Annotated in this window: 13 protein-coding genes, 2 tRNA genes and 1 other RNA gene; 9 read left to right on the top strand and 7 right to left on the bottom strand. The window is 36.0% G+C overall.

The window, feature by feature from the left end; translation table 11 throughout:
* Positions 1 to 77: 77 nt before the first annotated feature.
* Both ADH99_RS02755 and ADH99_RS02750 read left to right on the top strand, forming a co-directional pair.
* Positions 78 to 148, top strand: a tRNA-Gly gene (locus ADH99_RS02755).
* 15 nt (positions 149 to 163) lie between these two features.
* Positions 164 to 235 (top strand) — tRNA-Glu (locus ADH99_RS02750).
* A gap of 103 nt (positions 236 to 338) precedes the next feature.
* Here ADH99_RS02750 and ssrA read toward each other — a convergent pair.
* From ssrA to ADH99_RS02730, 5 genes are all read right to left on the bottom strand, one after another.
* Positions 339 to 705: a transfer-messenger RNA gene (ssrA, locus tag ADH99_RS10160) on the bottom strand.
* Positions 706 to 776: 71 nt separating this feature from the next.
* The gene (locus ADH99_RS02745) at positions 777 to 1,502 is read right to left on the bottom strand and encodes a histidine phosphatase family protein (protein ID WP_005604852.1); all 726 of its coding nucleotides are present in this window, start codon (positions 1,500 to 1,502) and stop codon (positions 777 to 779) included.
* Positions 1,503 to 1,563: 61 nt separating this feature from the next.
* Positions 1,564 to 1,926 (bottom strand): fluoride efflux transporter CrcB, encoded by a 363-nt coding sequence (gene crcB / locus ADH99_RS02740; protein WP_049555868.1) that lies wholly within the window; start codon positions 1,924 to 1,926, stop codon positions 1,564 to 1,566.
* 84 nt (positions 1,927 to 2,010) lie between these two features.
* On the bottom strand, positions 2,011 to 2,835 hold the full coding sequence (locus ADH99_RS02735) for an undecaprenyl-diphosphate phosphatase (protein ID WP_005604856.1): 825 nt from the start codon (positions 2,833 to 2,835) through the stop codon (positions 2,011 to 2,013).
* 112 nt (positions 2,836 to 2,947) lie between these two features.
* The gene (locus tag ADH99_RS02730) at positions 2,948 to 3,973 is read right to left on the bottom strand and encodes a lactonase family protein (protein WP_049555867.1); all 1,026 of its coding nucleotides are present in this window, start codon (positions 3,971 to 3,973) and stop codon (positions 2,948 to 2,950) included.
* 122 nt (positions 3,974 to 4,095) lie between these two features.
* On the opposite strand from ADH99_RS02730, the gene ADH99_RS02725 reads away from it, so the two are divergent.
* The 3 genes from ADH99_RS02725 (at position 4,096) to sstT (ending at position 7,490) form a co-directional block, all read left to right on the top strand.
* On the top strand, positions 4,096 to 5,265 hold the full coding sequence (locus ADH99_RS02725) for an AI-2E family transporter (protein WP_049555866.1): 1,170 nt from the start codon (positions 4,096 to 4,098) through the stop codon (positions 5,263 to 5,265).
* A 51-nt stretch (positions 5,266 to 5,316) separates the two neighbouring features.
* Positions 5,317 to 6,042 carry a prepilin peptidase gene (locus ADH99_RS02720; RefSeq protein ID WP_049555865.1) on the top strand — a complete coding sequence of 242 codons (726 nt, stop codon included), beginning with the start codon at positions 5,317 to 5,319 and terminating at the stop codon, positions 6,040 to 6,042.
* Between the two features lie 200 nt (positions 6,043 to 6,242).
* Positions 6,243 to 7,490 (top strand): serine/threonine transporter SstT, encoded by a 1,248-nt coding sequence (gene sstT, locus ADH99_RS02715; protein WP_049555864.1) that lies wholly within the window; start codon positions 6,243 to 6,245, stop codon positions 7,488 to 7,490.
* A gap of 48 nt (positions 7,491 to 7,538) precedes the next feature.
* Here sstT and ADH99_RS02710 read toward each other — a convergent pair whose 3' ends face one another.
* Both ADH99_RS02710 and ADH99_RS02705 read right to left on the bottom strand, forming a co-directional pair.
* Positions 7,539 to 8,198 (bottom strand): type 1 glutamine amidotransferase, encoded by a 660-nt coding sequence (locus ADH99_RS02710; protein ID WP_005604865.1) that lies wholly within the window; start codon positions 8,196 to 8,198, stop codon positions 7,539 to 7,541.
* A complete protein-coding gene (locus tag ADH99_RS02705; RefSeq protein ID WP_005604867.1) occupies positions 8,195 to 9,538 on the bottom strand; it encodes a Mur ligase family protein in 1,344 nt (447 codons plus the stop codon). The genes ADH99_RS02710 and ADH99_RS02705 overlap by 4 nt, the downstream gene beginning before the upstream one ends.
* A gap of 194 nt (positions 9,539 to 9,732) precedes the next feature.
* On the opposite strand from ADH99_RS02705, the gene ADH99_RS02700 reads away from it, so the two are divergent.
* From ADH99_RS02700 to ADH99_RS02685, 4 genes are read left to right on the top strand one after another with little or no spacing between them, the layout of a single operon-like run.
* A complete protein-coding gene (locus tag ADH99_RS02700; protein ID WP_005604870.1) occupies positions 9,733 to 10,311 on the top strand; it encodes a thymidine kinase in 579 nt (192 codons plus the stop codon).
* Positions 10,312 to 10,332: 21 nt separating this feature from the next.
* A complete protein-coding gene (gene prfA, locus ADH99_RS02695; protein WP_005604871.1) occupies positions 10,333 to 11,412 on the top strand; it encodes a peptide chain release factor 1 in 1,080 nt (359 codons plus the stop codon).
* Positions 11,399 to 12,274: a peptide chain release factor N(5)-glutamine methyltransferase gene (gene prmC, locus ADH99_RS02690; RefSeq protein ID WP_049555863.1), complete on the top strand. Its 876-nt coding sequence runs from the start codon at positions 11,399 to 11,401 to the stop codon at positions 12,272 to 12,274. Before prfA ends, prmC begins: the two co-directional genes overlap by 14 nt.
* On the top strand, positions 12,274 to 13,284 hold the full coding sequence (locus ADH99_RS02685; RefSeq protein ID WP_049555862.1) for an L-threonylcarbamoyladenylate synthase: 1,011 nt from the start codon (positions 12,274 to 12,276) through the stop codon (positions 13,282 to 13,284). Before prmC ends, ADH99_RS02685 begins: the two co-directional genes overlap by 1 nt.
* Positions 13,285 to 13,292: the final 8 nt, after the last annotated feature.

Here is a 13,292-nt window from a genome sequence, read left to right as displayed (position 1 = left end):
TGTAGGGGTTAACATGCCTGCCTGTCACGCAGGAGATCGCGGGTTCGATTCCCGTCGGGACCGCTCTTTATAAAAATGCGGGTGTAGTTTAGTGGTAAAACTACAGCCTTCCAAGCTGTTGTCGCGAGTTCGATTCTCGTCACCCGCTTTATTCTCTTATATTGGCCCGTTGGTCAAGCGGTTAAGACACCGCCCTTTCACGGCGGTAACACGGGTTCGAGTCCCGTACGGGTCATCGCTTAAGCCTACTGAAAAGTAGGCTTATTGTTTTGATAAATTACGAATTAGAATAGAAAAAATCGCCTTATTCACTTAAATAAGGCGATTTTTTTGTAAAATAATGGAGCCGAGGGGAGTCGAACCCCTGTCCAAGTATATCGACACAATCAAATCTACATTCATAGTTTATCTATTTAAGTTTCGCTACTGATTAGCTGATAAACAAGCATCATCTTAAGCTAGCCTGATAATCTCTTATTCACTTAGACAGGCGGAAAAGTGAATCGTATCCCACTGATTATAGGACCTGGACCCGAGCACATGGGCGATGCCGGACAGATCTTAGCTAGCAGTTATTAAGCTGCGAAAGCTAAAGTGTTTGTTTGTTGTTTGTCAGTTATATTTAACTGTAACGTTTTTACGTAGACGTAACCTACGGAATGCATTGAAAGCTCAACCTATACCTGTCGAATCCGTAACGACCCCGTATAAAAGTAAAAACCTAGGGAATTCCCTAGGTTCCTATTGTAACAAAGTTTTAAATGACATGCAATCCTTTAATAATCACGCATTTTTATTGGAATGAAACTAAATTCATCGTCTTTTGCTTCTTTACGGAGAGCAAAGTGATTCGTTTGGTTTAATGCCTTTAAGTTAAATTTCCCTTCAGAATATTCAACAATGTTCAATGAAGCATTTCCAATAAGTTCTGATAATTGAAAGTCTGGGATTAATTCATGAAGCATATTTCGAATAGTCATGCCGTGGCTGACAATCAGTACATTATGATTCGTATCTCTGTGTTGATTCACTACTTTTAGAAGTCCTTTTTCAACACGTAACCAAAACTCCATAAAGTTTTCCCCAAGGTGATCAGGATCCAGCTCTTTTAGACCATTAAGTTCTTCTTGGATATTTCTTCCACCTAAGTCGTCAAAGTTTCTTTGAAGTTTTTTATACAACTCGCTCCATAAGTCGTTCGCCGATTTTCCTTCTAAGCTTCCAAAGAAAACTTCGCGAAATTCTGGCATCATTTCAATAGTGAGGTTATCACGGTTGGGATGGTTTTTAAGAAATAGTTGGGCAGTTTCAACGGTTCTACGCAAGTCACTAGTATAGACGGCGTCAAAATGAACATCTCGCATTCCTAAACCAGAACGAATAGCATCAAGGCGACCTTCTTTTGTTAGAGGAGTATCAGACCATCCTTGCATTAAATTGTAGCGGTTAAAGACGGTTTCTCCATGTCGCATAAAATATAAAGTTACCCCTTTTTTCGTCATAAAAAGACCTCCGTTCTTGTTCTTTATTCTATTGTAAACTGATTTTTAGAAAATTGCTAATTTAAAATGAAGAATTACCAAGAAAAAATCCGATTCCCACACAACAGAGACCTCCAATTAGACTTACAATCATATAAAGAATCGCAAGGGGAGTATTACCATTTTGGATTAACTGAAGGGATTCTAAACTGAATGTTGAAAAAGTAGTAAATCCACCACAGACTCCAGTAATTAAAAGCCACTGATCTCCTTCGAACCAATGTCCCTGTTGGAATTTAGCACTTAAATATCCGATGGCAAGCGAACCTAATAAATTAATTAGTAGTGTTTTTAATGGAAATTCATGTTGGAAAGGAAGTTGAGATAGTAAATAACGTAGAATTGCCCCAATCGCTCCACCAATTCCGACAAAAAGTAATGACATAGTATCCTTCTTTCTAATTTGAATATATTCATTATACCTGTTTTTTGCAAAAAATAAAAAGCTGGAGTAAATCCAGCTTTTACTTTATTTAAAGAATAGACTTCCAAGAACAATAATTCCGAGTGCAATTCGGTACCAACCAAACGCTTGGAAATCGTGTTGTTTGATGTATTTTAATAAGAATTTAATTACGAATAGTGAAACAACAAATGAAACAACTGATCCAACTACTAAAATAATAAATTCAGCAAATGAATAGTGGAATCCAAATTTTAATAGTTTTAATCCACTAGCACCAAACATAATTGGAATCCCCATGAAGAATGAAAATTCAGTAGCGATTGAACGACTTGTTCCAACAAGTAAACCACCAAGGATGGTTGATCCAGAACGGCTAGTACCTGGTACAAGAGCTAAACATTGGAAAAGTCCAATTTTAATAGCCGTCAAAATGTCTAACTCTTTAAAGCTTTTAATTTTCGGCTCGATATTTTTGTGTTGTCTTTCGATGTAAATGAAAGCAACCCCGTATACAATTAAAGCAAGTGCGATAATGATTGGTTTATTAAAATATTCATCCATAAAGTCATTTAAAATGAATCCTAGAATAACGGCTGGGATACATCCGATAATCACTTTCTTCCAAAGATCAATGGTTTCAATGAATTCTTTACGTTTCTTATTTTTTGCAAATGGATTTAATTTATTGAAATAAACAAGGACAACCGCCAATATGGCACCAAGTTGAATGACAACATTAAACATCTCTAGGAATTTAGCAGAAACGTCTAATTGAATAATCTCGTTCACTAAAATTAAATGACCTGTACTACTAATTGGTAGCCATTCAGTAACGCCTTCGATAATTCCTAAAATAATAGTTTTAATAATCTCTATAAGATTAAGCATTTTTCCACTCCTTTATAAAGTCTGCTAACAACGATTATACTGCTTTCTGGCAAGGATTACCACAATAAAGAAGAAAGTCTCTTCAAAAAAAGAAGAGACTTAAAAGTGGGTTTTATTGAGGTACGACACAAACCACTTCTGGGGCGTAGAAATCTTTTTGAAGAAGTGTGAGTTCACCAGTTTCTAAGTCGCGTTTAAATAGCGTTAAGTTGTCTGATTCTTGGTGTCCAACAACGACATAAGCTTCATCATTACTTAAGTGGAAATCACGAGGAACTGACCCACAACTATTAATAGTTTGTACGAGTGTGAGTAATCCGCTTGATGCATCTACTGAGAAAGTGTATAACGCGTCAAAGCCTCGGTTTGAGGCATAAACAAAACGTCCGTCGCGGGTGATATGAATAGCGCCTCCCCAAGCTTGTTGGTCTTCAGTCGTTAATGCTATCTTGTCTAAGTTTCTAAAAGTTCCATTTTCGTTACTGTAAGAGAGTACTTCTACAGTTGCGTCTAGTTCGCAAATCAGATAAGCAATAGGCAGCGTTGGATGAAATGCAAGGTGACGAGGACCGCTACCAGCTTTTGTCTTATACTGTGCGACTTCTTCTAAGCCTTCTGCTGTACGTTTATATGTAAATACAGTATCGATTCCTAAGTCACATACCACAATCCATTTTTCATCTGGAGTGTAATCTGTATAGTGAACATGTGGAGCTGTTTGATTTTCATGAATGCTAGATCCTGAATGCACTTTTTTATCGACAAAAGAAATCGAATGATTTTTATTATCATAATGGTATAGTTCTACAAAACCTCCGTGATAGTTTGCAGTTAGTAAATCATGCGAACGCTCATTATATCGAATATAGCAAGGAACGGCTTGTTGATCGTAGAATGATGATAAACGTTTGACTGGAGAGGTGAGGGTAAGGTTTGCAGTGACTCCTGCTTCCTTGTCCTCTTTACCAACTGCAAAGAGTAGATGGTTCTCTTTTGAATAAGATAAGTAGGTCGGGTTTTCAAGTGTTGCTTCTATAGTCAGATTTTCTAATTGTTCAGTCTCTTTATTCAAAATTACAGAGTAAACACCTTTACTTTCTCTTTTGGTATAAGTTCCTAAATAAAATTTTTCTTTCATGAGATTTCCTCCATGTCACAAGATAAAATAATTATACAATTTTTTCTAAAATCTAATCAAATGTTAATCATAGACGGAGAAAATATGATACACTAGAGGAAAATGTGATAAGGAGGAATCTTATGGATAATAAACCAGAAAACCAAGGAAAGACATGGTTTTGGAGATGGTTTTTAGATAATCAGCTAGTGAGCGGTCTTTTAATCTTATCCTTACTTCTCATTAACTTAATTTTATTTTCTCAAACGTCTTATTTATTTAATCCATTAAAAGACTTTATTTCGGCAATTGGAGTTCCTGTTGCTTGTGGAGCAGTAATTTATTATTTAGTAAAGCCGATTTATGATTATTTGCTGAATAAAAAGGTTCCAAAAGGAATCGCTATATTATTAGTAATGGTTGGAGTAATTGTTATTTTTATTATGATTATTACAAGCCTTGTTCCAATTATTCAAAAGCAATTATTAGATTTAGTATCACAACTGCCATACTATTATCAAATTATTAGTGAGCAAGTTGAGAACTTCATGCAGACAGGCTTGTTTGAAACGATACAAGAACAATTCAATAAAATTAATACTGATTTTATTCAATCAATTACAGAACGATTGAATGGAATTTTGAATTTTACTTTTAGTGGTATAGGTAGTGTTGTAGGAATTATTGGGGATATCGTAATTACCGTAATGACAATGCCGGTTATTCTTTATTACCTTCTCAAAGATGGAAATAAAGTGATTCCATTTGTGACTAGAATGTTTCCAACACGATCTCAACACAAGATTAGTGTGATGTTAAATGAAATGAATCAACAAGTGAGTTCTTATATCCGTGGACAAATTACAGTTGCTATCTGTGTTGGATTTACTTATATCATTGGATATACGCTTATTGGATTACCTTACGGAGTTACTATAGGGATGATAGCAGGTCTTCTAACAATTATTCCTTATTTAGGATCTTTAATTGGGTTGACGCCAGCTTTAATTATTGGTTTTGTTACCAATCCTACTCTAGCACTCCACGTATTTTTGGTTTTTGTTATTGAACAATTAATTGAAAGTCGTGTCTTACAACCTTTAATTTTAGGATCATCATTGAAAATGCATCCTGTAACAATTTTGATTATTTTACTGGCTGCTGGAAAGATGTTTGGACTTGTTGGGTTATTAATAGCTGTCCCAGTCTATGCAGTGGTTAAAGTATTCATTACGCATTTCTTTGCGTGGTATAAGGAATACTCTGGTCTGTACTACAATGATAAAGTTGAAGAAGTACAGATTGAAGAATAAACTTCCGAATCTCTCTTACAAAACGTATTGTTAAGTAAGGGAGGTTTTTTTATGCTTTATATTTTCATTGCACTAATAGGTGCTTCTATTGGAAGTTTTATCAATGTTGTTAGTGTTCGACTAAACAATGGAGAAAATTTTATATCTACAAGATCTCATTGTCCAAGTTGTGGACATATTCTTCACTTTTGGGATTTAATTCCGATTTTCTCTTATCTTTATCTTAGAGGATGTTGTCACTACTGCCATCATAAATTTGGGGGACGATATTATTTTATTGAAGTATTCGTCTCTTTATTATTTATTTTGGTAGCTCTATTAAAAGGTCCGCTAGATATCTTAGGATTCTTTTTTTGTTCTTTTTTAGTATTAATCGCATTGATGGATATTGATTCCTATGAAGTTGATTTAAGAGTACTTTTATTGCTATTACTTTTTGAAATAATACTTAGTTCTCAGACATGGGAAGAACGATTGTTTTCAATGATAATTGGATTTTTGTTTTATGGGATTATTAAGAGTTTAGGGCACTTCATTTGGAAAGAAGAAGCTTTTGGAATGGGAGATGTTTATTTTTTAACAACATTAGGAATCATTTTTTCTCCAACCCAGATTATTTTTGTAGGATTGCTTTCTTTTGTATGTGGAGGAGTATTTTGTTGTTTTTTGCATTTTTTCTTTAGACTAAAAGAGCGCAGTAATAAAATTCCATTTACACCTTTTATAAGTATGAGTGCCATTATAACTTATTTATTTTCAATTCAATGGATTGGCTAGTTAAACGTTATTCTCTTTTGAGTTTTAGTTTGATTTTAAGTATAAAAACTATACTAAGACTATTCTATCTGACAAATATAAAAACAAAAGAGTGTATCCGAATTGTGAACAAATGTTTTTGATATGTGGATATCTTTTGACAGAAAGCTATAAACTTGTGTAAGATAGACGCCATATAAGAAAGAGAATAGAGGAAATATATGGACAACATTGTAGAGAGACTGAGTAAGCTCAGTTTAATTAATCGAATCGTAATTGGAATGGGAATTGGCATTTTTTTAGGAATTTTTGTTCCTTCTTTAACAGTCGTTGGAATGTTAGGAACTGTCTTTGTAAATGCATTAAAAGCAATTGCGCCTTTGCTAGTATTTTTTATCGTAATGAGTGCTTTAGCTCAACATAAAGAAGGTCATGAAACAAAAATGAAGTCAATCGTTCTTCTCTATTTATTTGGAACTTTTGGAGCTGCTTTAGTTGGAGTAATTGCAAGCTTTGCATTTCCTATAACAATGACTCTTGCAGAAAGTACGACAGAAGTCACTGCACCGCAAGGAATCGCTGCAGTATTGGAAACTTTAGTTCTTAAATTAGTAGATAACCCGGTAAATGCATTAGTTTCTGCAAATTATATTGGAATATTATCTTGGGCAGTTCTATTTGGGATGGCATTTAGAAGAGCGGACGAACCTATGAAGAATCTTTTAAAGCAAGTATCAGATGCAACTAGTCATGTAGTGAAGTTAGTAATTAGTTTTGCACCTATTGGAATAATGGGGTTAGTATATACAACTGTCTCAGAAAATGGAGTAGGGGTATTTGCGAATTATGGTAGTTTAATATTAGTACTGATTGGAAGCATGTTTTTTGTAGCTTTTGTTATGAATCCAATCATCGTATTCTTTATGATCAAAGAAAATCCATTTCCGCTTGTTTTACGCTGTTTAAAAGAAAGCGGAGTAACTGCTTTCTTTGTTCGTAGCTCTGCAGCAAATATTCCAGTAAATATGCAACTCTGTAAAGATTTAGGATTGGACGAAGATAGTTATTCTGTATCAATCCCACTAGGAGCAACGATTAATATGGCGGGGGCTGCAATTACAATCACAGTATTAACTTTAGCAGCAGTAAATACTTTAGGAATTCAAGTTGATTTTCTAACAGCATTAGTACTTAGTGTGTTATCAACAATTGCTGCTTGTGGGGCATCTGGTGTCACAGGTGGATCATTATTATTAATCCCTGTAGCATGTAGTTTATTTGGAATTTCTAATGATATCGCAATGCAAGTTGTAGGTGTCGGTTTTATTATCGGAGTTCTACAAGATTCTTGCGAGACTGCATTGAATTCTTCTACAGATGTATTATTTACAGCTGCAGCAGAATTTAGACAATGGAAAAAAGAAGGACGCAACATTCAACTGAATCCTCAGTTAGCAGAATTAGAGTAGTATATTGAAAAACCTCTATTCAACAAATTTGTTGAATAGAGGTTTTTGTTATGCATTTTTTGCATGTCTTCTTTGAGCAGCCGTTTGAATAATTCGATCTGCAAGGTGTTGATTTCTAACGAGAATTGGTCCGTGGAAATAAGAGCAAAACACGTTTTTGTAGTGACAACCTTCCGCATGATCTTCTTCATTATTTCCAAAACCTTTTACTACTTTTCCAAGAGGTTTCATATTTTTACCTAAGTAAGTTCTACCAATATGATTCTCGTATCCTAAATACGTTTCTCCAAATTCTTCGTTAAAGATTTCAACATCACCAATTAAACGATTTGGAAATTGACCGTTAGTGCAAACGTCGATAGCACTAATCCCATTGAGACGTTCGCCACTAGCATTTACGTAATAACGGCCTAATAATTGGAAACCACCGCAAATAGCTACGACAACTCCATCATCTTCAATATACTCGATTAAAGTATCTTTTTTGTTTTGAAGATCTTTTGCAACAACAGTTTGTTCATAATCTTGACCACCGCCAAACATTACGATATCAAATTCTTCTGGATTGAAGTCTTCTTCTAAGCTAATAAGAGTAGTTTCGACTTCGTATCCTAATTTTTTTGCACGGTGTTGTAACATGAGTAAGTTTCCATTATCACCGTATGTGTTCATTAGGTTTCCGTATAAATGACAGATTCTTAATTTCATCCGTTCATCCCTTCCTTAAGGTATCCTTCTTTAGCAAAGTCTTTACGTAAGTCGAGTAGAGCAGTATAAGTTGCTAGTACATTGACTTTCTTCGTTGGCGCTTTGCGAATCCAATCGATTAATTCTGCATTTGTTTTAAAGACTTTGATATTTTCAAAACCGGCAACTTCCATACGTACACCGAGGTCTTCCACACGGATACCACTAATGGCTGTATCGACTGCATTCAAAGCATGTAAGCCTTCGAAATCGCCATCCCAAATCCAACTGACATCTTGACCATCTGCAGGGTTATCATTTAAGAGAACACCTAAACTGAATGGTTCTTTTTCATAACTTAATAACTGAACGATTTGGTTAAATCCAACTGGGTTTTTAATTAAGTTCAACATCACTTCTTTATCTTCAACGGCAAAGGTTTCTTGACGACCGAATACGCGCTGCGCTTTAGAGAAGCCTTCTTGGATTTCTTCCGTAGAAAGGCCAAAGAATTTTGCAGCAGAGTATGCAGCTAAGGCATTATAAATATTATATAGTCCAGCAATTGGAATTGAGAAAGTTGTACCGTCAATATCAAATGAAGAACCTGTTAAAGACAATTCATTTAAAGCAGTGACTGCATAATTCAATTCAGGACGTTTGAAGTCGCATTTTGGACAATAGTATTTACCAAGGTTGCTATAAGTAATACTCTTATAATGCAAGATAGATTGGCAGTGAGGACAAAGAACACCATCTGTATTGTAGTGAGCCATCATTTCACTATCTTCAGTATGATTAAATCCAAAATATAGACGTGGATTAGGTAATTCGTCACTATTAAATATTGGCGCATCTCCATTTGCAAGAATGGTTGCAGATGGAGCAAAAGCCGCTCCGTCTAACATAAATTGATAAGTTGTATATATCTCACCAAATCGATCCATTTGGTCGCGAAAAATATTCGTAAACACAAATAGTTTAGGTTCGATATAAGGAGTGATATGCTTAATCGTAGCTTCATCCACCTCTAGAACAGCAATGTTCTTTTCACCCTTTTTAGGAGAATGATTTAAAAAAGTAGATACAATCCCTTGAGTTAGATTTGCTCCAGTTGGGTTTGTTAAAATATTAGGATATTTTTGTTTTAAAAGTTGAACGATAAGGGAAGTTGTTAATGTCTTTCCGTTTGTTCCGCTGACGATAATCACATCGTAGTTCTCCGCTAGAGATTTTAAAATTGTAGGATCAATAGCGTGAGCCACTTTTCCTGGCATGCTACTGCCACCTTTTGTAAAAGTTTTAAGAGCCCATCTAGTGAATTTTCCTGCTCCTAAAGCAACTTGTGTTCTTATATTCAATTTTGACGATCCTTTCCTATAGATTCTTCACTATTGTAGCATACTTTAATCAAAAGTGGTTTAAAAAAACTTTTTAAATACCATGCAAATTTATTAAGGGTAATGTGCTTATAAGAAACGGTTTTTCTTTGCACAAACGTAGCAGTTTATCGTAAGATATTAAAGGTATAGTTTATCAATTGGAGGAATAGAAAGTGGCACAATTATTTTTTAAATATGGTGCAATGAATAGTGGTAAATCCATTGAAATTTTAAAGGTTGCTCATAATTATGAGGAACAGAATAAGCCTGTTTTATTATTTACGAGTGCAATAGATGATCGTGATCAAGTTGGCTATGTATCTAGCCGTATCGGTGTTCGTCGTGAAGCAATTCCAATTTTTGAAGAGACACCTATTTACGAAATTGTCGAAGGGCAAGCTGTAAAACCTTATTGTATTTTGATTGATGAATCTCAATTCTTATCAAAACATCACATTCTTGAACTCGCTCGAATTGTTGACGAATTAAATATTCCAGTAATGGCATTTGGACTTAAGAATGATTTTCAAAACGAATTATTTGAAGGTTCTAAATACTTATTACTTTATGCTGATAAAATCGAAGAAATAAAAACGATTTGTTGGTATTGTCATAAAAAAGCAAGTATGAATATGCGTGTAGTGGATGGTGTACCAGTGTATACGGGAGAACAAATCCAAATTGGGGGTAATGATGCTTATTATCCAGTTTGTCGTTATCACTATAACCATCCTGGTGAAGAACGCTTATAAGAGAAGAAAAAGGAGAAAAGTATGTTCGATCAATTAGATAGTTTTATTATTCGGTACGATGAACTTTCAGAACTATTAAGTGACCCGGAAGTTATCGGCGATACAAAACGCTTCATGGAACTAACAAAAGAAGAAGCGAATTTACGCCCAAAAGTAGAAACCTTTAAACGTTATCAACAAGTGGTTGAAGAAATTAGCGACACAGAGGAAATGCTTGGTGAAAGCTTAGATGCCGAAATGGCAGAAATGGCGAAAGAAGAATTAAGCTCCCTCAAAAAGGAAAAAGTAGAATTAGAAGATAAAATCAAATTCTTACTATTACCAGAGGACCCAAATGATGGTAAAAACATCATCATGGAAATCCGCGGAGCTGCTGGTGGAGACGAAGCTGCGTTATTCGCTGGTGACTTACTAACGATGTATCAAAAATATGCAGAGTCACAAGGCTGGCGTGTAGAAGTGATGGATGCCAACGTTACAGGTATCGGTGGATATAAAGAAGTTATTTTAATGATTACAGGGGATAATGTATTCTCTAAATTAAAATATGAATCTGGTGCGCACCGTGTACAACGTGTTCCATCAACTGAATCTCAAGGACGTGTGCATACTTCAACAGCTACTGTCGTTGTAATGCCTGAAGCAGAAGAAGTAGAAATTGAATTAGAAGATAAAGATATTCGTGTGGATATTTACCATGCATCAGGTGCCGGCGGACAGCACGTTAACAAAACAGCATCTGCCGTACGTTTAACTCACTTGCCAACAGGAATTGTTGTTGCAATGCAAGATGAACGTTCGCAACTGAAGAACCGTGAGAAAGCAATGAAAGTATTACGTGCGCGTGTATACGACAAGATTTCTCAAGAAGCCCAATCTGAATATGATGCAAACCGTAAGTCTGCAGTTGGTACTGGGGACCGTTCAGAACGTATTCGTACGTACAACTTCCCACAAAACCGTGTTACAGACCACCGTATTGGTTTAACACTTCAAAAGTTAGACCAAGTTTTAGCTGGAAAAATTGATGAAATTGTCGATGCTTTAATTCTTTATGATCACACAGAAAAATTGGAGCAATTAAATAATGGAAACAACTAATCCAACGAACCAAGAAGTCCTCATAAGGGCTTCTTGTTTTTTAGAAGAGAAACAACCGAATATAGGGCTTAAAGAATGCCAGAACCTAGTTAGAGAATTAATGCTATTCAAGAATCATTGGACCCTGTCGCAATTTTTATTGAATTTACGACAAGTTGCCAGTGTGACTTTCGAGGACTTGGAACCTGAGTTGTTGCGCTTAAGCAAGTTTGAACCCTTGCAGCAAATTACAGGAGTTGCTGAGTTTCTAGGGAAAGAATTCATGGTCACAAAGGACACTTTAATTCCTCGTCCGGAAACAGAAGAACTTGTCTTAAAAGTTCAATCATTTTTAGAACAGTGCCCTGTTGGGAAAGTTCTAGAAATCGGTGTCGGAACAGGATGCATTATTTTGAGTCTGGAAAGACTGGTTGGAAGACATCGTTATATGGGGTGCGATATTTCTGAAGAAGCACTCATCGTTGCTCAAAAGAATCGAGAAAAGTTCAATCTTCAAACCGAATTGATTTACAGCGACGTGTATAGCAATGTACCTCAGGAGAAGTTTGAGTGTATTATTAGTAATCCACCGTATATCGCTTATTCAGAAGAAGCATTAATGGATGAATCAGTGCGACGGTATGAACCGTCTCAAGCGTTATTTGCAGAGAATGAGGGGCTTGCGATTTACGAAAAGATTGCTAACCGATTAGAAGAATTTTTAACAGATAGTGGGCAAGCCTTTTTTGAAATTGGATTTAACCAAGGAGCAAGCGTACGACGAATTTTTAGTGAAGCTTGTCCAAATCGAAAAGTAACGATTCATAAAGATATTGCAGGTATGGACCGAATGATTATTGTGAGTGGAAAGGAGGCGCAGTAATGGAAACACAAATTTTTACAAAAGAAAACTTAGATATTGCAGCTAAAGCTTTACAACAGGGAGAAATTGTTTCTTTTCCAACGGAAACGGTATATGGATTAGGAGCAATCGCAACAAGTCAAGAAGCTGTTTTAAAGGTGTTTAAAGCCAAAGGACGTCCAAGTGATAATCCGCTGATTGTTCATATTAGTGATATCCAGCAGATGACTTCTACTGTAGAAGAAATCCCTGAAATTGCGCTAACCTTAGCGAAGGCTTTTTGGCCTGGACCACTGACGATGATTCTAAAGGCAAAACCAGGAATTTATGCACCGGCTTTATCCGCTGGACTGCCAACGGTGTCATTTCGTATGCCAAATCATCCATTAACACTAGAATTAATCACAAAAGTGGGTATTCCTCTCGTGGGACCAAGTGCGAACCTATCGACGAAGCCAAGTCCAACAAAAGTAGAACATGTATTTGAAGATATGAATGGTCGTATTCGTGGAATTTTGGATGGAGGCTCATCTACTGTAGGTGTAGAGTCAACGGTGATTGATTTGACGAATGAAGAGGGGCCAGTAATTTTAAGACCGGGTGTGATAACAAAAGAGCAGATTGAATCGGTTATTGGGCCTATTCAGTCTTCTGTCACCACAAAAACTGGAGAGCGTGAAGTACCGAAATCTCCAGGGATGAAATATCGTCATTACGCCCCCAAAACACCAGTGTTGGTTGTAGAAGGGACAGTAGAGTCCTTCACAAAAGCTATCCAAGAAGCTCAAAATAATAGGAAGACAGTCGGTATCATGGCTCAAAACGCAATTGTAGATGCGTTTGAAAGGAGAGTGAAAGGTATTTACAAGATGGGTACGAACGTGGATGCTATGAATCGCTCGTTATTTGATGCGCTTCGAACATTAGATCATTTGGAGTTAGATATAATTTTAGCTCAGAGCGCGCCAGAAGAGGGCGTTGGAATCGCGTATATGAACCGTTTGAAAAAAGCGGCATCCACCGTCCTTTAGGAAAACTC

Origin of the sequence: Granulicatella sp. 572.rep1_STHE (assembly GCF_001073445.1) — a bacterium.
GTDB lineage: Bacteria > Bacillota > Bacilli > Lactobacillales > Aerococcaceae > Granulicatella > Granulicatella adiacens.
This window is presented reverse-complemented; position numbering and strand designations above follow the sequence as displayed.